Origin of the sequence: Sphingomonas sp. LR55 (assembly GCF_036856015.1) — a bacterium.
Classification (GTDB): Bacteria; Pseudomonadota; Alphaproteobacteria; order Sphingomonadales; family Sphingomonadaceae; genus Sphingomonas.
Map to the genome: position 1 here is coordinate 3,079,039 of NZ_JASPFO010000001.1, position 24,228 is coordinate 3,103,266.

Sequence of the window (24,228 nt, forward strand, 5' to 3'; positions counted from 1 at the left end):
ATACCATCGGGATGCGTGAGATCGTCTTCGATACCGAAACCACTGGCCTCAGCTTTTCCGGGGGCGACCGCATGGTCGAGATCGGCTGCGTCGAGATGGTCAACCGGGTCGAGACCGGGCGCACCTTCCACGCCTATTACCACCCCGAGCGCGACATGCCGGTCGAGGCATTCAACGTTCACGGGCTGAGCGCGCAGTTCCTGTCCGACAAGCCGAAATTCGCGCACGCGGTCGACGACCTGCTCGAGTTTGTCGGCGATGCGCCGATGATCGCGCACAATGCCGGCTTCGACTTCTCGTTCCTCAACGGCGAGCTCACCAAATGCGGCCGCCAGATCATCCACATGAAACGGATGGTCGACACGCTGCAGATCGCGCGCAGCCGCCACCCCGGCGCCAAGCATTCGCTCGACGCGCTCTGCTCGCGGTTCGGGATCGATCGCAGCCACCGCGTGCTCCACGGCGCGCTACTCGACGCGCAGTTGCTCGCGCAGGTCTATGTCGAGCTGATGGGCGGCCGGCAGATCGGCCTCGGGCTGCTCAGTGACATCGGCAGCAACGCGTCGACTCCGATCGTCGCACAGGCGCCTCGGGTCGTTCGTCCGCCGCGTGTTTTCGCGGTGAGCGAGGGAGACCTTGCGGCCCATGCAGCGTTTATGAAGGGGATCAAGGATCCGATTTGGGGGCCGTGGCGTCCGGATGACGCTGGCAGAGTGGAGCCAACAGGACCGCTCGAGACTGTAACGCCGACAAGGAGACGATAATGGATATCCGGATTTCTGGTCACCAGGTTGACACGGGCGAAGCACTCAACAGCCACGTGGAAGACCGACTCCAGGGTATCGCCGACAAGTATTTCTCACGCGCCATTTCGGCCGAGGTCACGTTCGGCAAGGGACCGCACGATGCCGGCTTCAAATGCGATATCGTCGCGCATGTGATGAAGGGCCTCGTGCTCAAGGGACACGGCGACGCATATGATGCGCGCGCCGCCTTCGATGGTGCAGCGGCCAAGATCGAAACCCAGCTCCGCCGCTACATGCGCCGCCTGAAGGATCGCCACGCCGGCGAAGCGGTCGCAATGGCCGAGAGCAACGGCTATGATAACGCCGGCTACACGCTGTTCCAGGAAAGCGTCGAGGAGGACGATGTTGCAGATGCACCGCTGATCATCGCCGAAACGCGCGTCGACATTCCCGAGGCCAGCGTGTCCGACGCGGTGATGATGCTCGATCTGCGCAACACCGCGGCATTGCTGTTCAAGAATGCGGGTACCGGCGCGCACAACATGGTCTACAAGCGCGGCGACGGCACAATCGGTTGGGTCGAGCCACAGCGGGCCGCGTCGACCGGCGCGGCCTCCCTCCCCAGTAAAGAAGGGTCCATAAAGGCGCCGGTCTCACGCCTGCGCCTTTACGCCCCCGCGCAACCCGCTAAGGCGGACGCGCGCGGGGGCGTATCGAGACACATGAAGACCATGACCGATTTCAGCGATATGCTGCGTCCCGACGCGGTGCAGACGGGCGTGATCGCCACCAACAAGAAAGCGGTATTCCAACATATCGCAGCCATCGCCGGCGAGATCGTGGATGCGGATGCGAAGATGATCTCTGAACGACTAGGCGCGCGCGAGAAGCTCGGCTCGACCGGGTTCGGTGGTGGCGTTGCGATCCCGCATGCCAAGCTCGACGGGCTGGCGCAGGTTACCGGCGTGTTCGTGCGGTTGGCGCAGGCGGTCGATTTCCAGGCGGTGGACGATCTGCCGGTTGACCTCGTTTTCATGCTGCTGTCCCCCACCGATTCGGGGGCGGTGCACCTGAAGGCGCTCGCGCGTGTTTCGCGGCGGCTGCGCGACAAGGCGTTCCTCGAGAAGCTGCGCGGTGCAGGCTCGCCCGACGCGCTCTACGCGCTGTTCACTGCCGACGAGGTCCGCGATGCCGCCTAAGCTCTCCCCCGTCATCCTGACGAAAGTCAGGATCCAGAGTAACCGATCGATGCGCTTCGTGGCTCTGGGTCCTGACTTTCGTCAGGATAACGGTAGTTTGCTGTTCGCGAGCGACGCAGATGTCTGACACTCCCAACACTGCAGGCGCGGACGCGCATTTCCGCGCGCTGGAATCGCTCTACGCCCAGGCGCCGATCAATCGGTTCTTCGAGTCTTCGCTGGAGATCCCCGAAGCCGGTGTCGCGCGGATCCACTTCACGATCGACGAACGCCATTATCACGCTGGCGGGGCGGCGCATGGGACGAGCTATTTCAAAATGCTCGACGACGCCGCATTCTACGCCTCGAACAGCCTCGTCACCGATCGTTTCCTGCTGACGACCGCGTTCAACCTGCTGCTCACCCGCCCACTGAAGGTCGGGCCGGTGATTGCCGAGGGACGCTGGATCAGCGGCAAGCGACGTGTGTTCGTCGCCGACGCGCGGCTGATCGATGCGGAAGGCGAAGAGGCGGCGCGGGGTACCGGCACGTTCATGCGCTCGCGGATCCCTCTCGCCGGGCTGCCTGGATACCGGGCGCCGGCATGAGCGGCAGGGTGCCCAGCGGTGTGCTCGTCAGCGCCCTCCTTCGCCGCGTCAACGGCGCCGGCGGCTTCGGCGCGGTGATGGCGAAAGGCGACGCGCAGGGCGGCGCGATCCTCGTCATTGCGGTCGACAAGGGGCTCCTCCCCGCCTGCTGGAGCGCGGAATCGGGCCCGATGGACGGACTGCGTTGATCGATTCGACCCCGCCCGAAGACCTCGACGGCTATTGGCGGCGCAGGCGTGCTCGCGACCCCGATTTGTGGGTTGTGGAGGTGGACATCGCAGCGGCGGAACGGTTCGCCGCTGAAACGATCCTCGACGATTGACTCCAAAGCCCCCCAATAGAGGGGAATTGCAACATTGATTGGCGTTGTGCCGGACGGGTGCGATCCGGATCGGTTACGCAGTCGGGGGATGCCTGGACGATCGGCTCGTACGATTGCTTCCACGGTCCAACCGCACCTGAATAAGTTTGAATGACGATTTTGCAGCGGGCCGCGACCATCGCAGCCATGACATTCTCTCTCGCCGGCCTGCTCGGCAACAGCGCACCCGGTCAGGCGACCGGTCTCGATCGTTCCACGGTCAATCTTACCGCTCTCGCAAATCTAAACGCCCTCTCCCCGCAGAATGTTCCGCAGATCGCTCCCGCCGCAGCCACCGTTGCAGCAGTCGAGCCGGTCGCTGCTGCCGAGGAAGAAGAATTCGACACGCTCGCCCAGGCCGTTGCCGCGCAGGATAGCGCCGCCGCCGACGAAGCGCTCCAGTGCCTTGCCGGCGCAATCTATTTCGAATCGAAGGGCGAGCCGCTGACCGGCCAGCTCGCGGTCGCCGAAGTTATCATCAACCGCGCCAAGTCGGGTCGTTTCCCGACCAACGTCTGCGGCGTCGTCAAGCAGCGTGGCCAGTTCAGCTTCGTTCGCGGCGGCCAGATCCCCAATATCAACGCCGGCGCCGCCTATCGCACTGCGATCGCAGTCGCCAAGGTCGCGCTCGCCAGCGCGTGGAACAGTCCGGCCGACAAGGCGCTGTACTTCAACACCGCCGATCGACGTCCTTCAGTCCGCGCTATCAAAGTCGCCTCGATCGGCAACCACGTCTTCTATCGCTGAGACCATCCGTCTCAAGCAACCTTCTACCCCTTGCCCTTCCCCCGTTCGCCCTGAGCGAAGTCGAAAGGTGTGCACCGAACGCAGGTGCTTCGACTTCGCTCAGCACGAACGGGATAGGGAAGGCGATTTGGCTAGGCGTTTTCCCTGAGATCCAGACAACAGTCCGTGAATGAGCTTGCCTCGTTCGCGGATTGTTCTATTTCCGGGGCATGCTCGATATGCCGCCGGACTCCTGCATCGACGAACCGGGATCGCCGCTTTGCGCTGCCGACGTGGCGCGCGGCGTGATCCGGATGTTACTGCGTCACGACCTGACCGCGATGACCGAAGTCCCGCTCGACGGCGGCCGTCGTGCCGACCTGATGGCAGTCGATGCACGCGGGCAGATCGTCATCGTCGAGATCAAGGTGTCGCGCGCCGACCTGCTCGGCGACGGCAAGTGGCCCGATTATCTCGGCCATTGTGACCGGTATTTCTGGGCTGTCCCGGCGGGGTTCGATGTCGGGCCGCTGCATGGATCCGCCTTTCTGCCGGAGCGGACCGGGATCATCGTTGCGGATCGCTATGACGCGGCGATCGTCCGCGAGGCGCATACCACCCCCTCCCCGCGCATATTCGCAAGCGCGGGACGCTGGCGTTCGCGCGGCGCGCGGCGCGGCGGCTGATCGCGCAGATGGACCCGGACGCGGACGGGTTGGCGTTCTAGGCCCATAATCCTCCCCTATGAGGGGAGGTGGCAGCCCGCAGGGCTGACGGAGGGCTAGCGCGCTATCGAGAGCGTAACACCCCTCCGTCTGGCAAGAGCCAGCCACCTCCCCTGCCCGGGGAGGATCAGAAGTTAGAACTTCGGCCCCGACACCGCCTTCTTCACCTTCTTCGGCGCATCCGCGAGGATCTTAGTAACGATCGGGTTACGCCCATCCTGCTTGGCATAGTCCCGCGCCGACATGCCAGCCATGATATCCGCCTGATCGGGATCCGCTCCCTCGGTCAGCAACGTCCGGATCATCCCGACATCGCGGCGCTGCACCGCGCGGATCAGCGGCGTTTCGCCGGCCGAGTTCGCCAGGTTCGGGTTCGCCCCTGCCGCAGTCAGGATCGGGATCATGCCCGTCTGCCCCAGCGTCACCGCAAGCAGCAGCGGCGTATTGCCCTTGCCGTCGCGCAAATTCGCATCTGCGCCCTTTTGCAGCAGGAAGCGCAGATACACCTCGTCGCCGCGCTTGATGACGATGTGGAGCGCACCCTCGCCGCTCGTCACGTCGCGCGTGTTGATGATATTGCTACCGGGCTTGCCGAGCATCTCCAGCACCTCGTTGTTCTTCGCATCGCGCACGGCGGACAGGAACTTGTACCCCTCCGACTGACCCTGCGCGAACGCGGGCGCCGCGACGCAGGTGAGCGCAGGCGTCAGAAGGGTAGCAGCGAGGATCAGGCGAATACGCATCGAGAAACTTCCTTGGTTCGTCCTGGATATGGGGCAACGCTTGCGCCGCAGTAGCGAACAGATCAAGGCTGGAGGCATCATGAACATCCGTTTCATCCTCTCCGCGCTCGCCCTGCCGGTATTGGCGTTATCTGCGTGCAACACGTCCGCGCCCCCTGCTAAACCGCCACTCGAAGGCGCGCGGATTGGCGGCGCCTTTACCTTGACCGACCAGAACGGGCAGCTCGTCACCGAGCGCAGCTTTGCCGGCAAATACCGGATCATGTATTTCGGCTACACCTTCTGTCCCGATGTGTGTCCGACAGATGTCCAGGCGATCGGCGCCGCGGTGAAAAAGCTCGAGACGAGCGACCCTGCACTCGCCGCCAAGATCGTGCCGGTGTTCGTGACGGTCGATCCGGTGCGCGATACGCCCGCGGTGCTCAAGCAGTTCGTCTCGGCGTTCCACCCGCGGATGGTCGGTTTGACCGGTACCGATGACCAGATCGCGAAGATCAAGACCGAATATGCGGTGTATTCGAGCAAGGGCGACCCATCGCCGGGTGGCGGCTACCTCGTAAACCACTCGCGCCAGGCCTATCTGATGGACCCGGACGGCAAGCCCCTCGCTTTGCTGCCGCAGGAACAAGGGCCCGACGCAGTGGTGACGGAAATCAAGCGCTGGGCCCGATGAGCGCGCGCTTCTGGGAAGACACGCCGATCGACCAGCTCGATCGCGGCCAGTGGGAAGCATTGTGCGACGGTTGCGGCAAATGCTGCATCCACAAGCTCGAGGACGAGGATACCGGCGAGCTCGTCGCGACCAACGTCTCGTGCCGCCTGCTCGATCGCCGCAGCGGGCAATGCTCCGATTATCGCCACCGCCACGCCTATGTTCCCGAGTGCGTGCGGCTGACGACCGGCAACGTCCGCGGGATCGACTGGCTGCCATCGACCTGCGCGTACCGCCTACGCGCGGCGGGCGAGCAATTGCCCGAATGGCACTACCTCGTCTGCGGCGACCGCGAGGCGGTCCACCGCGCCAAGCAATCGGTCCGCGGCTGGACGATCAGCGAGGACGAGGCCGGTGAGCTCGAATATCACGTGATCGATCGCGAGCTTTAAGACGGTGATCGAAGGCCTGGAGATCGTCCGCCACCCGCGAGCCCGCCGCGCGCGACTGTCGATCGATCCCGCGAGCGGCCGGGCAAAGCTCGTCCTGCCCAAACGCGCGGCGCTGAAGCAGGCACTGGCCTGGGCGGAGGACAAGGCGGGCTGGATCGCCGAACAGCGCGCCTTGCTCCCCTCACCGCGTCCGTTCGTGCCCGGTGCGGTCCTCACCGTCGCTGACGAACCGCTGACGATCGAATGGACCCTCGGAAGCCGCCGCACCGTCGTTCGCGAAGGCTCGGTGCTGTCGCTGTCAGGCCCGCCTGAAACAATCCCGCGGCGCGTCGAAGCCTGGCTGAAACGCACCGCGCTCGCCGTGCTGGAAACCGAAACCGCCGAATATGCCGCCAAGGCGAAGGTCAGCGTCGCGCAGGTCGCGGTTGGCGATGCCAAGGGCCGCTGGGGTAGCTGCGCATCGAGCGGCGTCATCCGCTACAGCTGGCGCCTAATCCTTGCGCCAAGCTGGGTCCGCCGGGCCACCGTCGCGCACGAAGTCGCGCACCGTGTCCACATGAACCACGCCCCGGTCTTCCACGCGCTGGTCGAGCAGCTCTACGGCGAAGACCCGACGCCCGCGCGTCTGGCTACGCTCGCATGGCGCGGAGCTTCACTGGTTTGGACGGTCTTCCTGAGGGCGATCGCTCTGGAAACGCTGCGTCTGGACCTGATCGCGTGGCCCGTCTCGGGGCATTTCGCGCTGGAGCGGCTGGCGCCCCGCCGGTGACGAGGGATCGCGCCGCTCACGCCCGGTGACGCGATCGATCCAGTCCTGGTTCAACTGCTGCGGCGGTGTCACCGGCGCTTCCGGTTGATCCGCATCCGGCCGCGGGATCGTGTCGCCAGTCTGCGCATCGGTTGGGACCGGTGCCGCATCCTGTTCGATCGGATTGCCATCCGCGTCGACCGCCATCTGGCCGTTGTCGGGCTGGCCGAAATAGCTCTGCTCGTCGGGTTCGAGCTGCCATTCGGGCAACGTCACCTGCGTATCGAACTGTTCGATCGGACGGCTTGCGGTCGCAGGCTTCATAAACGCCGCCCAGGCCTTGGCTGGCGCGGTGCCGCCGTGCAGGCCGGCAATCGGCTTGGCATCGTCACGCCCCATCCAGACGCCCGTCGTGATGCCGCTCGAAAAGCCCAGGAACCAGCCATCCTTCGACGCAGTGGTGGTGCCAGTCTTGCCCGCGACCGGACGGCCGATCTGCGCGGCGCGGCCGGTGCCGGTGTTGACCGCGGTCTGCAACAGGTCGGTCATCTCGGCCGCGACATAGGGCGCGACCAGCACATGGCTGCGGTCGACCTCGTGGGTGTAGATCGTCTGGCCGTTCGCAGTGACGCGCGTGATCCCGTACGGCGTCACCGCGACGCCCTTGTTGGCGACGCTCGCGAATGCGCGCGTCATGTCGATCACGCGGACTTCGGAGGTGCCGAGCACCATCGACGGATGCACGTTGACCGGCGTGGTGATCCCGAAGCGCCGTGCCATGTCGGCGACCGTGTTGAAGCCGACCTCCTGGCCGAGTTTCGCCGCCACGGTGTTGAGCGAATAGGCGAACGCGGTGCGCAAGCTGACCGCGCCGGAATTGCGGCGGGAATCGTTGCGCGGGCTCCAGCCCTGTATCATGACGGGTTCGTCGACGATCGAGTCCTCCGGCTTGTGGCCCGCCTCGAGTGCGGCGAGGTAGACGAACAGCTTGAACGACGAGCCCGGCTGGCGGACCGCCTGCGTCGCGCGGTTGTAGATCGACGAAACGTAATCCTTGCCGCCGACCATCGCGCGCACTTCGCCGCCACGATCGAGCGCGACCAGAGCGCCTTGAGCTCCGGGTGGTGCATTCGCGCGGATCGCATCGTCGGCCTGGCGCTGCATCGTCAGGTCGAGCGTGGTCCAGACTTCGAGCGGTTCGGTCGTCTCGTCGATCAGCGTATCGAGCTGTGGCAGCGCCCAGTCGGTAAAGTAGCGGACGCTGTTCTGCTTGGGCTCCGGCGCAAGCTTAAGCCCGCTGACATCGGCATCGGCGGCCTGCTCGGCGGTGATCGCGCCCGTCTCGCGCATCGTCTCCAGCACCACGCCCGCGCGGCCCACCGCGGCTTCGGCATCGGCGGTCGGCGAGTAATTCGACGGCGCCTTCACGAGGCCTGCTATCACCGCGGCCTCGGCAAGGCTCAGATGATCCGCACCGTGGCCGAAGAACTTCCGCGATGCCGCGTCGATCCCGTAGGCACCACCGCCATAATAGACCTTGTTCAGATACAGTTCGAGGATCTGGTCCTTGCTAAACTTCCATTCGAGCGCGAATGCCAGGATCGCCTCGCGGAATTTTCGTCCGAATTTCTTCTGATTGTTGAGGAAAACGGTGCGCGCAAGCTGCTGCGTGATCGTCGACCCGCCTTGCGTCCAGTGGCCGCGATCGTACCGCACCTTCACCGACCGCGCGACGCCGACCGGATCGATGCCGATATGCGAGCGAAAGCGGCGATCCTCGACCGACACGGTCGCGTCGCGCATCACCTGCGGAATCTGCGAATAGGGCAGCCATTCGCCGAAACTCGGCCCCATCGAGACGATCACGGTGCCGTCGGCGGCATGGACGCGGATCATCTGGCCGTTGGGCGACGATTTCAGGCTGTCGAAGCTCGGCAGCTGCGACATCGCGACATACACCGCGATCGCCAGCGCGCCGAGCGCGAGCAGGCCTACCCCTATGCAAACCTGAATAAAGACGACCAACCGCCGACGCCAGCGTGACGCCGGGGGAGACGGGGGCCGACGGGACGGTGAAGCAGAACGCGTACGGGCCATGTGGCCGCAGAATTACGCGTTCCGTTGCTGCCCTACAAGCGCGATCAGGCCGCAGCGTTCGCTTTGCGCGGTCGGAATTCGAGCGACAGCGAATTCATGCAATAGCGCTGGCCGGTCGGTGGCGGGCCATCGGGGAAAACATGCCCCATATGGCTGTCGCAACGTGCACACCGCGTTTCGATGCGCGTCATGCCGTGGCTGCGATCGGCGTGATCGGTGACGGCGTCGGGGCCGATCGGCTGCGTAAAGCTCGGCCAGCCCGAACCGGAATCATATTTGTCTGCACTGTCGAACAGCTCGTTGCTGCACGCCGCGCACCGGTAGATGCCGTCGGCCTTGTTGTCGTTGAGCGCCCCTGCGAACGCACGCTCGGTGCCCGCCTCGCGCAGCACGTGATATTGTTCTGGCGTGAGCCGCTTGCGCCACTCGGCCTCGGAAAGATTTAGCTGGTCCATGACTATGCATCTCGTGCTGGCGGGACGGATTTCAAGACTGGCTCATTCTGGTTGCGTTGGCGATGACCTGGATCAGTGAGGGGCGCAGCAACGGTAGCAGCCACGTCGCGCGTTCGCTCTCGGCGATATGGCGGACGATGCTGGCGATACCGATAGGGCGAGCCAGGCGGCGGGCGAAGTCGGCCTGCCAGATGACCCCTGCTTCGGAGCCGCCTTTTGCGTAGGCGGCGGATGCCGCGACTCCGCTGGCGAGCGCGATCCCCATGCCTTCGCCGGCGAGCGAGGGGATGACGCCGGCCTGATCACCGAGCCGGAACACCGCGTCGACGCCGGTACGTTGGCGCCAGCCATAGGGGACATTGGCGATCGCATCGATCGAGGCATTGGGGGGATCAGCGCGACCCATTCACCAAGTGCGGGCATCTCGCGGCCGAGCGCTTCGAGCAGTTGTGTGGGGGATCCGGCGGCCTGAAGCCGCGAGCGGTGTACCGCCATGCACAGGTTCGCGGTGCCGTCCTCCTGCATTGCCAGTCCTGCATAGCCGCGGTCGAACAGATGCAACTCGATGCTGCCCGCGAGCGATTGGGCCAGAGCCGGTGAGGGGGTGACGCGTACCCGTATTCCCAGGGTCGGATCATCGCCGCGCGCCTCCTCGGGGCGGGCCATGCCGCGAACGTCGTGTTTGCCGCTCGCGAGGAACAGCGCGTCGGTCGCGATCGTCGCACCATCGGCGAGGCGCACGGTCGTGCCATCGATCTCGCGGACGGTGACACCGCGCTCGATCGGCGTTCCAAGCCGCTTGGCTTCGGCCAGTAGGACGGTATCGAGGCGGTGGCGTGATACCGAGACTGCCGGGTGGGGCAGGGCAGCTTCCGCGCGGCGGTTGCCTGCAAAGATACGTGCGCGCGTCACGCGCTGCGGATTGAGCGTATCGGGATCGATCTCGAGCCCGGCCAGCGTCTCGAGCGTCCGCCAGCTCAGGAACCCGCCGCAGATCGCATCGCCCGTCTCACGCGATCGCTCGATAAGCAGGTGCGGTCGCCCAGCGCGCGCGAGGCCAATCGCAGTCGCGGCCCCGGCGAGCCCGCCGCCGACTATCAGCGCAGGCGTTCGACGCATAACCGGAACGGAAAGATGCGGCGGACCTTCGCCTGGGTGACGCCGGCTTCCGCGAGCAACGGTGGCCATTCGTCGGGACGATAGCTGCGCGCGATCGATAGTGTGCCGTCATGCCGGACGATCGGGTGCCAGCGCGCGAGCGTGGCCAGGATCGGGAACCCCCAGTGTGCGAACCCGTGGCGGTGGAGATCGTTGACGAACCACCCCGCGGTCGCGTGGCGCTCCATGAACCGTAAAAACGCGACGAGCTGGTCGTGCGTCATGTGATGCGCGACGAGACTGCTGACGATCACGTCCCAAGGTTCGTCGGCGAGATCGGCATAGTCGCCCGTGACATAACGGATATCGCCGCCGTGCACGCGCGCCGCCTGCTCGCTGCGCGGGTTGAGATCAACGCCGACGAGATCAGCCTCGATGCCTTTCGCCTTTGCCCAGCGCGCGATCCGCCGCAGCATATCGCCGTCACCGAAACCCACATCGAGCAACCGGAATCGTGTCCGCCCTTTGATCGCCCGATCGAGGAAATCGAGCGTCGGTCGGCGCGCCATCGTCACGGTGTTCACGGTCGCTAAATCGCCGACCACATCGGCATAAGTCGCTGCGTCGAGATCGTCGGCGTCCATCAGCTCTTCGGCCTGGCTGCGAACGGCTAGGCTGGATGATGCGAGGCTCATACCGCGCTCCGGAACCCGAAGCCCTCCGCCGCCAGGCCCGGCCCGAACGCCAGCGCGACGCCGCGCCCGATCGGCGGCCCGGCCAGGAGGCGTTCGAACACGAACATCAACGTCGCCGACGACATATTGCCATTGTCCGCCAACACCTGACGCGACGCCGCCAGCGCCTCAGGGTTCAGATGCATCGCATGCTCGACCGCGTCTAGGATCGATCGCCCGCCGGCATGGACCGCCCAGCCGTCGATCGTCTCGGGCGGCTGGCCGTCGCTGACGATCGTTCGGAATGCGGCATCCGCGAGCGCGGTCGCGATCCGCGCGGGCACCTCGCCCGACAGATGCATTGCGAACCCCGCATCGGTGACGTCCCAGCGGATCAGCGTTTCGGTATCGGGCAGCGCGGCGGCGAACGGCGTGCCGAGTTCGATCCCGGTCGCGTCCGCAGTGACCAGCGCGGCCGCGGCGCCGTCGCCGAACTGGAGCATCGCCAGCAACGGCTCGATGTCGTTGGCAGGTTGGAGATGCAGCGTCGAGAGTTCGACCGTCACGACGAGTACGCGCGCCTTGGGCTCGGAGCGGACGATGTGACGCGCGTTACGCAGCGCAACGACCGCCGCGTAGCATCCCATGAAGCCGATCAGCAGCCGTTCGACGCTGGGCGACAGCCCAAGCCGGCGCGCGATGATCTGGTCGATGCCGGGCGCGACGAAGCCGGTGCAGCTCGCCACCACCAGATGCGTAATGCCCTCGACGGCGATCTGCTTGCGCAACGCCTCGATCGCGCGGATCGCCAGAGCGGGCGCATGCTCGGCGTACAGCGTCATTCTTGCAGCCGTGCCGGGATGTGGTTCGGTTGCGTAAAAACCAGCATCGTCGACTGGCGAGCCGCCATCCGCGGTCGGCGGCAAGACCGACCAGCGATGCGCGATACCCGACCGTGAGGCCATCCGGTCGAACACCTTGGTCGATCGCGCACCGGTCCGCTCGCGCGCCCAGGCGATGAACGCTGCGTGGATGTCATGATCGGGAACAGCGGTCCCGACAGCGTTTAAATACGCAGGCAGTTGCTGAGAGGTGTCGGTTGGTGGAGCGGGCATGGAAACGGGTACGACGTCCTTTCATCCACGTGCGAGGACACGTGGGTCGAACACTCAACGCACGGTCGACGAACATAGACGTCGCGGCGGCCGACAATCCGCATGCTTCCCCGAAAACAACTCGCGTCGCAATCCGTCATGTTCATCTGAAAAGTCGTAAACGGCGAATTGCCGCAGCCACCACCGTCACGCCAGATCGCATGGTCAGTCGCAGCCGACGCTTTCGAGATGGTCGTGTCCGACCCCGTATTTTTCCTCGACCAGCGCCATCGCGAAACCAACATAGGCCGCGATTGCATGGTCCTCAGACGCTTCCAGCGCAGCGCACGCCTCTTGCAGTAGCGCATATATTCGAGTCGCGGCCATCAATGGATCCCCTTGCAAGCTGATGTCCTCAAACACAGGTGGTTTCAGGCATCCTATCGCGGTGGATCGAAAGTATACCATAGTATTGATGGCGGATAGGTGTGTGAATTGCGCCAAATCAATACAGATAAAACCACAATGGTTAGTTAGATTCAATCTATTGCACCCACAATGGCGCGCATACCCCGGTCAAATGTGAAAATATCGCTTCAATGTGTAGGGTTATACCGGAAACAGTCCATTTTTGCATGGAAACTGCCGATAATCCTGTCATGTTGACGTGGAGTTTGCGCTGACAATGGTCCCGCGGTGCTACCCGCTGAAAAGGACGGCAAAGGCGGTGCGACCCGTCCGATGTACCGGATCAATGGGTCGATTACCTCGTTGAAGACGGACAAGGGAGTGTTTGGTGAAGAACGAGTCGGTAGTTGATTTGATCAAGGATCTGACCGCCAAGCTTTCGGCGGTCGCTGAAGAATTCAACGGCCGCGTTGCCCATGCTGCGGATCCGGAACCAGTCGGTGCCGAGCCCAGTGAGACGGAACTCGTAGCGCACGCCGAGGCGGTGCTTGCCGATCGACGGCTGCGACGTCGTTTCCTACCCCCGAGCTATTTCACGAGCCAGCCTGGGATATGTTGCTCGCCCTGTTCGTATCGCGGGATGAACGCCAGCCGATGAACATCAAGGCGCTGGTCAGCATGTCCGATGCGCCGGTTACCACGTCCCAGCGCTGGATCGAACATCTGCACAAGCTGAAGCTGATCGATCGGGTAATCGACCCTACAGATCGGCGACGTGTCGAAATTTCGCTGAGCCATAGTGGCGACCAGGCGATGCGCGGTTATCTTCGCGCGCTGCGTCGCCGCTGATCCGGGCATTTTGATAGGCCTATTTCGACTTTATATCGGAATAGAGACAAAAACGTAGCAGATCGGGTCGATTGATCCTGACTGATTTATCATAACCGATTTAGTCGCAAATATGTCAAGTTTGCTCATAAAACATACCGTTACGATTTCGTAGCATTTGATTAAGGCCAGGTGCTTGATCTGTTCCCCATCAAAGGGTGGGGAACACATTGCGCGCAGGCGTCATCTTGAAGATACGGGCTGATACAAATCGGACCCGTGCGAGCGTCGCTGCGCTCTTCGCGATCGTCATGATCGCGACCGGCTTCGCTATGGCTGCCGCCCCGTCCGCCGCACGCGCGGAAAGCCTGGCGGGCACCGTGATCTTCAACACCGCTAATCTTCGGTACGATATGGACGGTGGCACCCGGTCCGTCACCTCGAACACGGTCACGCTGATCGTCGCCGAACGGCTCGACACCCGCCTGGTGCGCGAAGGGCAGGGCGTGATCACGGTTGCGCCGCCGCCCGCACTGCCCACGATCATCCCGTTCGTCCTGACCAATGCCGACAATGGGACCGAATCGTTCGTGCTGGCGACCAGCATCTCGTCCCCAGCGATGACGTTGCGCACGCTGGCGATCGATGCCGATGGCAACGGACGCTATGATCCTGCCATCGACCTCCCACCGGTCGACGCGACGGTACCGGCGCTTGCGCCGGGCCAGTCGATCACGGTGTTCGCGGTCCTGGTCGGGACCGCGGAACAGTCCGTCGCCGATGCCACACTGACCATGACCGCGCGGGCGCTGACCGGGTCGGGTGTGCCAGGAAGTGGCTATGCCGGTCGCGGCGACGGTGGCGGCGACGCGGTCGTCGGGCCGACCGGTGCCACTGCCAGCGTGGTCGTCCCACTGGCCAGCGCACGTGCCGGTCCTGCGTTGATCAAGAGCCAGTCGGTGCGCGCCGCCGATGGATCGCAGAACGCGGTTCGCGATTCGGTCATCACCTATACGCTCGAGGCGCGCTTCACCGATGCCGTCACCGGCGCGCGGATCGCCGATCCAATCCCGGCGGGCACGGTTTTCGTCCCCGGCAGCCTGACGCTCGATGGCGCGCTGCTGAGCGACGCCGCGGACGGCGACGCAGGCCGCTTCGATGCGACCGGCGGCGCACCGGCTGGTGGCGCACAAGGTCCGGGCATCGCCGTCGCGCTCGGGCAGGTCGCCGCGGCGTCCGTCCACACCGTCCAGTTCAAAGCCAAGATTCAATGAGGAGCATAGTCATGATCACGCGTCCGATGATTGCCGCCGTCCTGGCGGCCACTGCTGCCGTCGCCTCCGCGGCCGCAGGGCCGTTGCAGGTCACCAGCAGTATCCTGGTCGAAAGCCGCGCCGCAGCCGCCGACGGCACCACGCGGATCGCGCTGGTGAAACCGTCGAAGGTGACGCCGGGCGACAAGGTCATCTTCGTACTCGCCTATCGCAACACCGGTACGCAGCCACTGAGCAACGTGGTGCTCGACAATCCGTTGCCGCGGCAGATCGCCTATCGCTCGGCCAATCCCGGCTCGCCGGCACCCGACGTGTCGGTCGACGGCAAGACTTTCGGTTCGCTCGCCACGCTGCGCGTCCGCAGCCTCGACGGCAGCACGCGCCCGGCGAGCCCCAACGATGTCACCAGCGTCCGGTGGCGCCTCGCAAGCCCGTTAGCGGCCGGTTCGCAAGGTCAGTTCGCGTTCCAGGCCGTCCTGAAATGAGTGCGCCTCCGTCGACCCAGCTCTCGCAATCTACACAGAAGGAATAATTCGGAATGTACGCAAAAGGGGTAATTCGCACGCTGATGGCCGGAACGGCTGCGGTCGTGTCGCTTGGTATCGCGACCAATACAGCCAGTGCGCAGGCACCGGGGCCCGCCGGCACTGCCGCCGGCACGTCGGTCACCAACACTGCGCAGGCCAGCTACTCGGTCAACGGCGTCCAGCAGTCGGCGACGTCGAACACGACGAGCTTCGTGGTCGATCGCAAGGTCAACCTGACCGTGATCGCGAACCAGCCGAACAACACACAGGTGGCGATCGGCCAGACCGCGGCGGTTACGACGTTCAAGGTCACCAACAACACCAACGGCACGCAGGATTTCCTGTTGTCGTCGAGCCAGACGCCGATCACGAACCTGTTCACCGGCGACAATTTCGACGTGACCAATATCCACATCTACGTCGATTCGAACGGCAACGGCACCTATGACGCCGGGACCGATACCGTGACCTACATCAACGAGCTCGGTGCCGATCAGTCGGCGGTCGTCTTCATCGTCGCCGACATTCCCAACAACCAGGCTAACGCGCTTGCCGGCATCACGCTGATCGCACAGGTCGCGGCGGGTGGTGATGCAGCCGCGCAGGGCTTGCCGCTGGCGGCCAGCGTCGCCCCGAACGACGATGCTGTCGTCGATGTGGTCTTTGCCGACAACGACTCCGATGGCCTCGGCGGCGACGTTGCGCTGAACGGGCAGGGCCGCGCGTCGCTCGGCTACGAGATCACCACGCGCAATGTCGCTTTGAGCGTCGCCAAGTCGCAACTGGTGCTGAACGATCCGGTCAACCTTGCCCTTTCGCCAAAAGCTATCCCGGGCGCGGTCGTGCAATATTGCCTGATCGTCAACAACGGCACGGTCGGCACGCCGGCGTCCAACGTCGTGCTCACCGACGTCATCCCGGCCAACACCACCTATGTCACCAACTCGCTCGCGATCGGCGCGATCGCGCTCGGGAATACATGCCTGCTGACGGGGATCGTCGGCGGCGTCCCGTTGGCGGACGACGGATCGGTGACCGTGCCGGTGCTCAACTATACCGGCTCGTTCAACACGAACACGAAGACGGTGAATGCGACGATCCCGGTCCTGCTCGGCGGGACATCGGTCGCAGCGACGTTCCGCGTGACGATCAACTAAACCCATACCCTCGCACCCGAAAGGACCGACCGATCCCGGCGCGCGTGAAGGACGCGTGCCGGGAGCGGACCCTTGATGCCCAGCTTCCGCCGCCTCTTGCGCCTGTGCGCCCTATTCCTGACGCTGATCGGGCTTGTCATCGGTATCCTGCCGGCGAGCGCCCAGACGCGTATCCAGAATACCGCGACGCTGTCGTTCGACGATGCGGCCAGCGACTCCGGCGTGCGTGCGATCCCGTCCAATACGGTCGCGCTCGACGTGAACCGCGCCAAGCGTCCGACGACGCTTACCTTTCACCTGCCGCCGCCGAATTACGAGCTGACCGGCGCCAAGTGCCAGACCGCGCCATCGCTCCTGTTCACGCCGTCGCCGATCGACGCTGCGACCTACGCCGCATCACCCTGGGTCGCCGCGGTCGACATCTACGCGGACATGATCCTCGTGCTCGACAACCAGGCCGGCAACCACGATCCCGATCTGCGCGAGACGTCGGTCATCGATGTCGACGTCGGCACGATCCACACGACGCTGACCTTGACCGAAACCGCCGTCGACAGCGGGATCTTCGCCGGCGGCATCCCCGCCAGCGCGACCGGCAAGCATCCCGAACTCGCCGCATGCGACATTCGCAACCAGCGCGGCGCGACGATCAAGCTCAGCTTTTCCGAAGACGGCTACAGCCTCGCTTCAATGGCGTCGCTGCTGATCGACCCGGCCGGCTACACCTTCGATTCGCGGACCGGCGCGCTGATCGACGGCACGACCGTGTCGCTGGTCGACGAGACAGGCCAGCCCGCGACCGTGTTCGGGGACGACGGCGTCAGCCGCTATCCTTCCACCGTCGTCACCGGCGAAGCGGTCACCGACGCCGGCGGCCGCGTCTATCCTGGCGAGACCGGGCGCTATCGTTTCCCGCTGACGGCGCCGGGGCGCTATTTCATCAAGGTCGCGCCACCCGGTACCTATACCGCGCCCTCCACCGTCGACCGCGCCACGCTGGCCGCGCTCAAGGACCCGCAGGGCAGGCCGTTCATTCTCAACGACACGAGTTTCGGCGGCTCGCTGACGCTGTCGACACCCGAGCCGTTCTCCGCTGACATTCCGCTCGACAGCCCCGGCGCGGGCACGCTGCTGCTGACCAAAGTCGCCTCGGTGCGTGAGGCGTCGCCGGGCGATTTTGTCCAGTATCTGCTGCGGATCACCAACCGCGACTCTGTCCCGGCCCGCGGGCTCCATGTCGCCGACACGCTGCCCCGCGGTCTGCGCTACGAACGTAATTCCGCGCGGCGGGGACGAGCCGACCGTGTCGAGCGATGGCCGCAACCTCGATTTCGTCATCCCGGTGCTCGCCGCCGGTGCCTCGACCGAGCTGAAATACGTCGTCAGCATCGCACCGGGCGCCCCGACCGGCGAAGCGCTCAATCGTGCGCGCGTCGCCGGGCAGGGTACCATTACCAGCAACGAAGCCGCGGCGTCCGTGCGTCTACGCCCGCTGCTGTTCACCGACGCGATGACGATCATCGGCCGCGTCACCGAGGGGAATTGCGGCGATCCCGTCGACAAGCGCAAGGGCGTGCCCGGAATCCGCCTGCTGATGGAGGACGGCACGTTCGTCGCCACCGACCGCGACGGGCTGTACCATTTCGAGGGCGTCCGCGCTGGGCGTCACGTCGTCCAGATCGACACGTCGAGCATCCCCGCGACGCACGTGCCGGTCGCCTGCGATATCGACACACGCCAAGCGAACAGCCCGATCTCGCGCTTCGTCGAGGGCGCCAATGATGGTGGGGGCGGGTTGCTGAAGCGCGTCGACTTCCAGCTGAAGCCGACCGGCAAGGCCAAGGCGGCGGATGCCGGGCTTCCCGTCGCGGTCCCGGATGCCGCCATCGCCGCGGGGAGCCGCGATTGGCTGACGGGTGAACAGGCGGCCGGCATCGACTGGCTGTTCCCGACCGCCGACCACAACCCACGCGCGCCGATCATCCGTGCGGTCATCAAGCACATGCCCGGCCAGCGCGTCGCGCTCACGATCAACGGCAAGCAGGTCGAGCCCCTCGCGTTCGACGGTACCGACACACGCGATGGCACCGATATCGCGGTGTCGCGCTGGACGGGTATCCCGTTGATCGACGGCGACAATCGCCTCGATGCCCGCATTCTTGCCGCCGACGGCAGCGTCGTGAAGACCCTCCAGCGCGTCGTGTATTATTCCGGCCCCGGCGTCCGCGCGGTATTCGACGCGGCCAGCAGCCGGCTCGTCGCCGATGGCCTGACCCGCCCGCTGATCGCGATCCGCGTCACCGACAAGACCGGTCGCCCGGTTCGCGCCGGCACGCTCGTCCCGTTCACCGTCGACCAGCCCTATACCGCCGCAGTCGAGGCCGAGCTCGAACAGGGGCGTCAGCTTGCCGGCCGCGAACGCTCGTCCACCACTGCGCAGGTGGTCGGTGACGACGGGTTAGCCTTCATCGCCCTCCAGCCGACCACGCAGGCCGGCGCGGTTCACGTCGTCGTCTCGCTGACCGAGGATAAGGTCGTCCACGCCAACGAGGTTCGCGCCTGGCTCGCAGCGTCCGCCAAGGACTGGGTCGTGGTCGGGTTCGGCGCGGGCTCGCTTGGCTACGACATGCTCAGCAAGCGCCAATCGGGCCTGCCGCGGTCGCAGCGTAACAGCGTCGTCACCGACGGCCAGCTCGCTTTCTACGCCAAGGGTCGCGTCAAGGGCTCATGGCTGGCGACGATCGCCTATGACAGCGATCGCAAATACGATCCCGACCGCGGGCTGCTCGGCACGATCGACCCCGACCGCTATTACACCGTCTATGGCGACGGTTCGCGCCAGGGCTATGATGCGGCAACCCGCCGCAAGCTGTACCTGCGGCTCGAGCGTCGCGAATTCTATGCGCTGTTTGGCGATTTCGAGACCGGTTTCACCGACGCGCAGCTGACCCGCTACAGCCGTACGCTCAACGGCGTGAAGGCGGCGTACGAGGGCAAGCGGGTGCGCGCGACCGGGTTCGCGGCGAACACCGACACGCTGTATTCGCGCGACGAGATCCAGGGCAACGGCCTGAGCGGGCCATACCGGCTGTCGGGGCGCAACATCGTCCCGAACAGCGACAAATTGCGGCTCGAGAAGCGCGACCGCTTCCGCTCCGAGCTGATCGTCTCGAGCACCGAACTGACCCGCCACATCGACTACGACATCGATACGTCGATGGGCACGGTCCGCTTCCGCCAGCCGATCCTCAGCCGCGACGGCAATTTGAACCCGATCTTCATCGTCGCGGATTACGAGGTCGAGGGCGGCAAGTCGTCGAAGCTCGCCGCCGCTGGGCGCGTTGCGACCAAGCTGGCCGATGGCCGGGTCGAGGTCGGCGTCGCGGTCATCCGCGACGAGACCGTCGGCAAGGCCACCGTGCTCGGCGCCGATATCAAGGCGCGCGTGACCGCCACCACCGAACTGCGCGGCGAGATCGCCAAGGGTGGGCGGCAGGGGCTGGGGCAGGGGCTCGCCTATCTCGCCGAGGTCGATCATCATGGGACGAAGCTCGACCTGCTCGCGTATGCACGTCAGCAGGATACCGCGTTCGGCGTTGGCCAGCAGAACCTTGTCGAAGCGGGTACGCGCAAATTCGGGCTCGATGGTCGCCTGCGGCTGACCGACCGGATCAGCCTGACGGGGGTCGCCTGGCACCAGCAGCAACTCGACAGCGCGGGGACGCGGACCGCCGCGGACGTCCGCCTCGAATATCGGCGCAACACGGGCACGATCTTCGTCGGCGGCCAGTATGCGGCGGATCGCGGCATCGACGGCAAGGACCGCGACAGCCGGCTGCTCACGCTCGGCGGCAGCCAGGCGCTGTTCGGCGACACGCTGACGGTGACCGGTCAGACGCAGTTTGCGCCCGGCGGCGACAGCGACAGTGTCGACTTCCCGGTGCGCCACCAGATCCAGCTCGCCTACCGGATCAAGCCCGGCATCCGCCTGATCGGCGGGTATGAGATCGCCAATGGCGACGGCTATGTCGCGCATACCAAGCAGTTCGGCGTCGACGTCGCGCCTTGGACCGGTGCCAAGCTGATGAGCACGCTCAACCAGCAGGCGATCGGCGAGAACGGCGCGCGGACCTATGCGCAATACGGCCTCAGCCAGTCGGTGCCGCTCGGCAAGCACTGGACGGTCGACGGCACGCTCGATGCCAGCAACACGCTGAACGGCAAGATTCCCGACGGTGCGGTGGTCAATGCGTTCCAGCCGGTCACCTCGGGCGGTTATGTCGGGCAGGACCAGACCAACGGCGATTACGCTGCGATGACGCTGGGCGCGACCTATCGCCAGGCACGCTGGTCGGTGAACGGGCGGCTCGAATACCGCAATGCCGACAGCGGCGATCGCTGGGGGATCACCACCAACTTCCTGCGCACGCTGGGGCAGGGCAAGACGCTCGCGTCGAGCATCAAGGCGTACACGATCACCGACAAGAGCGGCGCGGTCGCGACCTATGCCACCGCCGATCTGGCGCTTGCGTTCCGCCCGCTCGACAGCCGCTGGTCGGTGCTCGAACGGCTCGAGCTGCGGCATGAGAGCGCGGATGCGGGGTTCACCGACTCCAATGCCCTCGGCGTACCCGCCCATGGCGGCGGCGATCAGGTCACGTCGCGGATCATCAACAACCTCGCGGTGAACTATCGCACCGGTCCGGAAGGGCTCGGCCACGGGACCGAGGCGACGCTGTATTACGGCGCGAAATACGTCGCGGGGCGGTTCGCCGACGACACCTATGACGGGTATATCGACGTCACCGGGTTCGAGCTGCGCCAGGATATCGGTACGCGGTTCGATATCGGCGTGAGCGGATCGGCGCAGCATGCCTGGTCGCGCGGCGCCTGGTCGTGGAGCGGCGGGCCGTCGGTCGGCGTCTCGCCTGCGCAGAACACGTGGATCACCGCAGGCTATAACGTATCGGGCTACCGCGACCGCGATTTTGAGGACGACCGCTACACGCGGCAGGGGCCGTACGTGACGATGCGGTTGAAATTCGACCAAGCGACGATCGGTGGCGCAACGCGCGCGCTGTTCGGCGGGCGGGGATAATACAGGGAGAGAGACCTATGCCGACGCCGAACCAACCCGTCCCAATGCCGCTGCCGCGCGACTTTACCGATCATGGTCCGTGCGTCGAGGATCTCGCACGAGCATTCGCGATGCAGGACGCAGCGACGAGCGAGGCGTTGATCGAGACGCTGGCGACGCAGGCGATTCGCCAATGGCGGCTCGACGATGCAACGTTCTGGCAACGGGTGAAATTTCAGGCGCGGATGATCCGGGCGAAGCAGGGGTCGTGGAGTTCGCACGAGCGGCACTGACTTGCTCCCCTTCTGCAAGCGGGAGGGGTATGTTGTCCGCCTATTTCCCGTCGGTGGTCAGCTTCACCTTGTTCGGGAGCTTCTTCCCCTTGGTCCGGCGCGAGGGCAGCTGGACCGGGTTCTTCTTTTTCCACTGCGCAAACGTCATCGGGCCCTCGGGCGTATCGATGATCGTGTCGTCGATCGAACTCATGCAAATTCCTCCAAGCAAGCCAACGCACACGCGCAGCAAGGGGGCCCTCGAAGGGGGTATTTACGCTCATCAGAAAAAATGGTGCGGCCAAGAAGACTCGAACTTCCACGGGCTTTCGCCCACAACGACCTCAACGTTGCGCGTCTACCAGTTCCGCCATGGCCGCCCATGAAACATCACCGGGCGGACCCGGCATCTGGTAGGCGAGCGCCACTAGCAAGGGTTTGAACGCTACGCAACGGCCTTTGCGAAAAACCGTTCGTCCGGTACCGCAAACGATGCCCCGCTTCCTTTTTCGACCGATACCAGAGCCGAAACGCGGCGCGTGCTCGCGCTCGCGTGGCCGGTGATGCTGACCAGCCTCAACTGGACGATCCTGCACGTCACAGACGTGATCGTCGTCGGGCTGGTCGGCGCGCACGAGGTGGCGGCGCTCGGCGCGAGCCGCTCGATGACGTTCATCGCGATCGTCACCGGGCTTGCGTGGCTGTCGGGCGTCCTCGTCCATACCGCACGTGCCGATGGGGCGGGGGATCTGCCGCGTACCGGGCAGGTGCTCCGCGAAGGGCTGGTGTTGGGGTTACTGCTCGGGCTCGTCGTAGGAGTCGTCATGTTCGTCTTCGCGGACGCGATGCTCGCCGGGATCGGTGTCGCGCCTGCGCTGGTCGAGCCGGCCGGGCGGGTCGTGCGGGTGATGGCGTTCACCTATCCGCCGCAGCTGATGATCGTCGCCGCCAGCTTCTTCCTGGAGGGCGTCAGCCGACCGCGGCGTGTCGCGGTGGTGAACTTGTCGATACTGCCGCTCAATGCGGTGCTGGCCTGGGCGATGTCGGGCGGCCATCTCGGGCTGCCGCCAATGGGAGCGGTTGGCGCAGCGACGGCGACCGCGATCGCGTCGGGGCTGGGGGCGGTCGGGATGATCGCGGCGGCGTTGACCCTGCCGCGCGAAGGAGCGCGGAGTCCGGCGAATCGACCTCGCGGCATGGCGCGGAGTGCCGGCCGGAATCGCCGCACTCGCGGTGTTCGGAATCGTCCCCGCCGTCGCGTCCGGCCTCGAACTTGCCGGCTTCTCGATCCTGATCGCGCTGTCGACGCAGTTCGGCGACGATGTCGCGCATGCGTTCCAGATCGTGTTCTCGGTTCACAACGTCACGTTCGGTTTGGCGCTCGGCCTCGGCTCCGCCTGCGGTGTCCGCGTCGGCAATGCAGTCGGTGAAGGCGATCCCAGAGCGGGCATCTCCCGCGCGCTGATCGCGACCGGGCTGTCGATGCTCGCGCTCGGCCTGTGCGGCATCGTCCTGATCGTTGCGCGCGGGCCGATCGTCGCGGCGTTTCCGGCCGACCTCGCCACGCATACTGTCGCGCTGGCGATGCTACCGGTCTGGGCGCCGTTCATTCTGTTCGACGGCGCGCAAGTGGTGCTGGTCTACGCGCTCCGCTCGCTCGGCGATCAGGTCGTGGCAGGGGTGAACAGCATCGTCGCGTATTTCGTCGTCACCGGCGGTGCTGGCTGGTGGATGGTGCACGCGGGTGTCGGCCCGATGGCGCTGGTCTACGCCTCTGGCCTTGGCATGCTGACCGCCGCGATCCTGCACGGCGGCCGCTTCTGGATCGTAAGCCGACGATTGCGGCGCTGACTCGATCCTCCCCTGACGGGGAGGGCTGACTTGATCCTCCCCGTCAGGGAGGATCGTAGAGCTAGCGCGTCGCCTCACCCGCGAAGCTCAGTTCGAGCCGCTTCGAGTTGGGCGGCACGTTCAGCGTCGCCGAGTTGAAATCAACGGCACCGCCCGGTGCCAGCGTCCGCTGCTGCGGCGTGATCGTCCAGCTATACACCAGCCGTCCCTGCGCATCGCGGAGTTCGGCGCGGATATCGGGGACGCGCTGGCGCTGGTCCGACGGATTGGTCACCTGGCCGCTGACCGCGAACAGCTCCGAGCCGTTCTCCAGCTCGCGTCGCTCGATCGGATTGTCACGCAGCCGCAACGGCGTCTCTGCGCTGCCAAGCCCGAATCCCAGTTTGGCCACCACGCCCGGCGCGCCGAGATAAACGATCGATCCGACCGCGATCAGCATCAACAGCCCGGCCAGGACCGCGGCGACGGTCCACCACC

Annotated in this window: 25 protein-coding genes, 1 tRNA gene and 3 pseudogenes; 19 read left to right on the forward strand and 10 right to left on the reverse strand. The window is 65.3% G+C overall.

What is annotated here, in order from left to right:
- Positions 1 to 11: 11 nt before the first annotated feature.
- The 8 genes and pseudogenes from dnaQ to QP181_RS14805 all read left to right on the forward strand — a co-directional run bounded on the left by dnaQ (position 12) and on the right by QP181_RS14805 (position 4,346).
- A complete protein-coding gene (dnaQ, locus tag QP181_RS14770) occupies positions 12 to 764 on the forward strand; it encodes a DNA polymerase III subunit epsilon (protein ID WP_333929022.1) in 753 nt (250 codons plus the stop codon).
- Positions 764 to 1,345, forward strand: a pseudogene (gene hpf / locus QP181_RS14775) (ribosome hibernation-promoting factor, HPF/YfiA family); the annotation flags it as partial. The gene dnaQ and the pseudogene hpf, both read left to right, overlap by 1 nt.
- A gap of 132 nt (positions 1,346 to 1,477) precedes the next feature.
- A complete protein-coding gene (locus QP181_RS14780; protein ID WP_333929649.1) occupies positions 1,478 to 1,945 on the forward strand; it encodes a PTS sugar transporter subunit IIA in 468 nt (155 codons plus the stop codon).
- Positions 1,946 to 2,064: 119 nt separating this feature from the next.
- Complete coding sequence (locus tag QP181_RS14785) at positions 2,065 to 2,532, forward strand: PaaI family thioesterase (protein WP_332755975.1); 468 nt, start codon at positions 2,065 to 2,067, stop codon at positions 2,530 to 2,532.
- Entirely contained in the window at positions 2,529 to 2,720 is a 192-nt protein-coding gene (locus QP181_RS14790) for a DUF1491 family protein (RefSeq protein WP_333929023.1), read from the forward strand. The genes QP181_RS14785 and QP181_RS14790 overlap by 4 nt, the downstream gene beginning before the upstream one ends.
- A complete protein-coding gene (locus tag QP181_RS14795) occupies positions 2,717 to 2,854 on the forward strand; it encodes a DUF1491 family protein (RefSeq protein WP_333929024.1) in 138 nt (45 codons plus the stop codon). The genes QP181_RS14790 and QP181_RS14795 overlap by 4 nt, the downstream gene beginning before the upstream one ends.
- Before the next feature lie 150 nt (positions 2,855 to 3,004).
- Complete coding sequence (locus QP181_RS14800) at positions 3,005 to 3,640, forward strand: cell wall hydrolase (RefSeq protein ID WP_333929025.1); 636 nt, start codon at positions 3,005 to 3,007, stop codon at positions 3,638 to 3,640.
- A gap of 209 nt (positions 3,641 to 3,849) precedes the next feature.
- Positions 3,850 to 4,346: pseudogene (locus QP181_RS14805) on the forward strand (MmcB family DNA repair protein).
- Between the two features lie 132 nt (positions 4,347 to 4,478).
- On the opposite strand, the gene QP181_RS14810 reads toward QP181_RS14805, so the two are convergent.
- Positions 4,479 to 5,087, reverse strand: coding sequence for an ankyrin repeat domain-containing protein (locus QP181_RS14810; protein WP_333929026.1), 609 nt, complete (start codon positions 5,085 to 5,087; stop codon positions 4,479 to 4,481).
- 79 nt (positions 5,088 to 5,166) lie between these two features.
- Between QP181_RS14810 and QP181_RS14815 the strand changes: the two genes are divergently transcribed.
- From QP181_RS14815 to QP181_RS14825, 3 genes are read left to right on the forward strand one after another with little or no spacing between them, the layout of a single operon-like run.
- Positions 5,167 to 5,760, forward strand: coding sequence for an SCO family protein (locus tag QP181_RS14815; RefSeq protein WP_333929027.1), 594 nt, complete (start codon positions 5,167 to 5,169; stop codon positions 5,758 to 5,760).
- Positions 5,757 to 6,191, forward strand: coding sequence for a YcgN family cysteine cluster protein (locus QP181_RS14820; RefSeq protein WP_133020171.1), 435 nt, complete (start codon positions 5,757 to 5,759; stop codon positions 6,189 to 6,191). Before QP181_RS14815 ends, QP181_RS14820 begins: the two co-directional genes overlap by 4 nt.
- A 4-nt stretch (positions 6,192 to 6,195) precedes the next feature.
- Entirely contained in the window at positions 6,196 to 6,960 is a 765-nt protein-coding gene (locus tag QP181_RS14825; RefSeq protein WP_333929028.1) for a M48 family metallopeptidase, read from the forward strand.
- Here QP181_RS14825 and QP181_RS14830 read toward each other — a convergent pair.
- The 6 genes from QP181_RS14830 to QP181_RS14855 form a co-directional block, all read right to left on the reverse strand.
- On the reverse strand, positions 6,844 to 9,036 hold the full coding sequence (locus QP181_RS14830; protein ID WP_443027549.1) for a transglycosylase domain-containing protein: 2,193 nt from the start codon (positions 9,034 to 9,036) through the stop codon (positions 6,844 to 6,846). The genes QP181_RS14825 and QP181_RS14830 overlap by 117 nt on opposite strands.
- A 44-nt stretch (positions 9,037 to 9,080) precedes the next feature.
- On the reverse strand, positions 9,081 to 9,491 hold the full coding sequence (gene msrB / locus QP181_RS14835; protein WP_056419196.1) for a peptide-methionine (R)-S-oxide reductase MsrB: 411 nt from the start codon (positions 9,489 to 9,491) through the stop codon (positions 9,081 to 9,083).
- A gap of 72 nt (positions 9,492 to 9,563) precedes the next feature.
- Positions 9,564 to 10,610: an NAD(P)/FAD-dependent oxidoreductase gene (locus QP181_RS14840; protein ID WP_333923684.1), complete on the reverse strand. Its 1,047-nt coding sequence runs from the start codon at positions 10,608 to 10,610 to the stop codon at positions 9,564 to 9,566.
- Entirely contained in the window at positions 10,589 to 11,284 is a 696-nt protein-coding gene (locus QP181_RS14845) for a methyltransferase domain-containing protein (RefSeq protein ID WP_332755967.1), read from the reverse strand. The genes QP181_RS14840 and QP181_RS14845 overlap by 22 nt, the downstream gene beginning before the upstream one ends.
- Positions 11,281 to 12,378 (reverse strand): type III polyketide synthase, encoded by a 1,098-nt coding sequence (locus QP181_RS14850; protein ID WP_333923686.1) that lies wholly within the window; start codon positions 12,376 to 12,378, stop codon positions 11,281 to 11,283. Before QP181_RS14850 ends, QP181_RS14845 begins: the two co-directional genes overlap by 4 nt.
- 204 nt (positions 12,379 to 12,582) lie before the next feature.
- Positions 12,583 to 12,744, reverse strand: a complete 162-nt coding sequence (locus QP181_RS14855) for a hypothetical protein (RefSeq protein WP_165911451.1) — start codon at positions 12,742 to 12,744, stop codon at positions 12,583 to 12,585.
- A 633-nt stretch (positions 12,745 to 13,377) separates the two neighbouring features.
- On the opposite strand from QP181_RS14855, the gene QP181_RS14860 reads away from it, so the two are divergent.
- The 6 genes from QP181_RS14860 (at position 13,378) to QP181_RS14885 (ending at position 21,921) form a co-directional block, all read left to right on the forward strand.
- Positions 13,378 to 13,614 (forward strand): winged helix DNA-binding protein, encoded by a 237-nt coding sequence (locus tag QP181_RS14860; protein WP_333929029.1) that lies wholly within the window; start codon positions 13,378 to 13,380, stop codon positions 13,612 to 13,614.
- Positions 13,615 to 13,841: 227 nt separating this feature from the next.
- Positions 13,842 to 14,867 carry a hypothetical protein gene (locus QP181_RS14865; RefSeq protein WP_333929030.1) on the forward strand — a complete coding sequence of 342 codons (1,026 nt, stop codon included), beginning with the start codon at positions 13,842 to 13,844 and terminating at the stop codon, positions 14,865 to 14,867.
- Positions 14,868 to 14,878: 11 nt separating this feature from the next.
- A complete protein-coding gene (locus QP181_RS14870; RefSeq protein WP_132734973.1) occupies positions 14,879 to 15,352 on the forward strand; it encodes a DUF11 domain-containing protein in 474 nt (157 codons plus the stop codon).
- Between the two features lie 104 nt (positions 15,353 to 15,456).
- The gene (locus tag QP181_RS14875; protein WP_333929031.1) at positions 15,457 to 16,551 is read left to right on the forward strand and encodes a hypothetical protein; all 1,095 of its coding nucleotides are present in this window, start codon (positions 15,457 to 15,459) and stop codon (positions 16,549 to 16,551) included.
- Positions 16,552 to 16,626: 75 nt separating this feature from the next.
- Positions 16,627 to 18,333 (forward strand): hypothetical protein, encoded by a 1,707-nt coding sequence (locus QP181_RS14880; protein WP_333929032.1) that lies wholly within the window; start codon positions 16,627 to 16,629, stop codon positions 18,331 to 18,333.
- A 3,333-nt stretch (positions 18,334 to 21,666) separates the two neighbouring features.
- The gene (locus QP181_RS14885; RefSeq protein WP_132897363.1) at positions 21,667 to 21,921 is read left to right on the forward strand and encodes a hypothetical protein; all 255 of its coding nucleotides are present in this window, start codon (positions 21,667 to 21,669) and stop codon (positions 21,919 to 21,921) included.
- 40 nt (positions 21,922 to 21,961) lie between these two features.
- Here QP181_RS14885 and QP181_RS14890 read toward each other — a convergent pair whose 3' ends face one another.
- Both QP181_RS14890 and QP181_RS14895 read right to left on the reverse strand, forming a co-directional pair.
- A complete protein-coding gene (locus QP181_RS14890) occupies positions 21,962 to 22,114 on the reverse strand; it encodes a hypothetical protein (protein WP_165911452.1) in 153 nt (50 codons plus the stop codon).
- Positions 22,115 to 22,193: 79 nt separating this feature from the next.
- Positions 22,194 to 22,280: transfer RNA gene (locus tag QP181_RS14895), tRNA-Leu, on the reverse strand.
- A gap of 183 nt (positions 22,281 to 22,463) precedes the next feature.
- On the opposite strand from QP181_RS14895, the pseudogene QP181_RS14900 reads away from it, so the two are divergent.
- Positions 22,464 to 22,877, forward strand: a pseudogene (locus tag QP181_RS14900) (MATE family efflux transporter); the annotation flags it as partial.
- A gap of 256 nt (positions 22,878 to 23,133) precedes the next feature.
- The gene (locus QP181_RS14905) at positions 23,134 to 23,751 is read left to right on the forward strand and encodes an MATE family efflux transporter (RefSeq protein WP_333929033.1); all 618 of its coding nucleotides are present in this window, start codon (positions 23,134 to 23,136) and stop codon (positions 23,749 to 23,751) included.
- Positions 23,752 to 23,812: 61 nt separating this feature from the next.
- On the opposite strand, the gene QP181_RS14910 is transcribed toward QP181_RS14905, so the two are convergent.
- Positions 23,813 to 24,190: a DUF3426 domain-containing protein gene (locus QP181_RS14910; RefSeq protein WP_333929034.1), complete on the reverse strand. Its 378-nt coding sequence runs from the start codon at positions 24,188 to 24,190 to the stop codon at positions 23,813 to 23,815.
- Between the last annotated feature and the right edge of the window lie 38 nt (positions 24,191 to 24,228).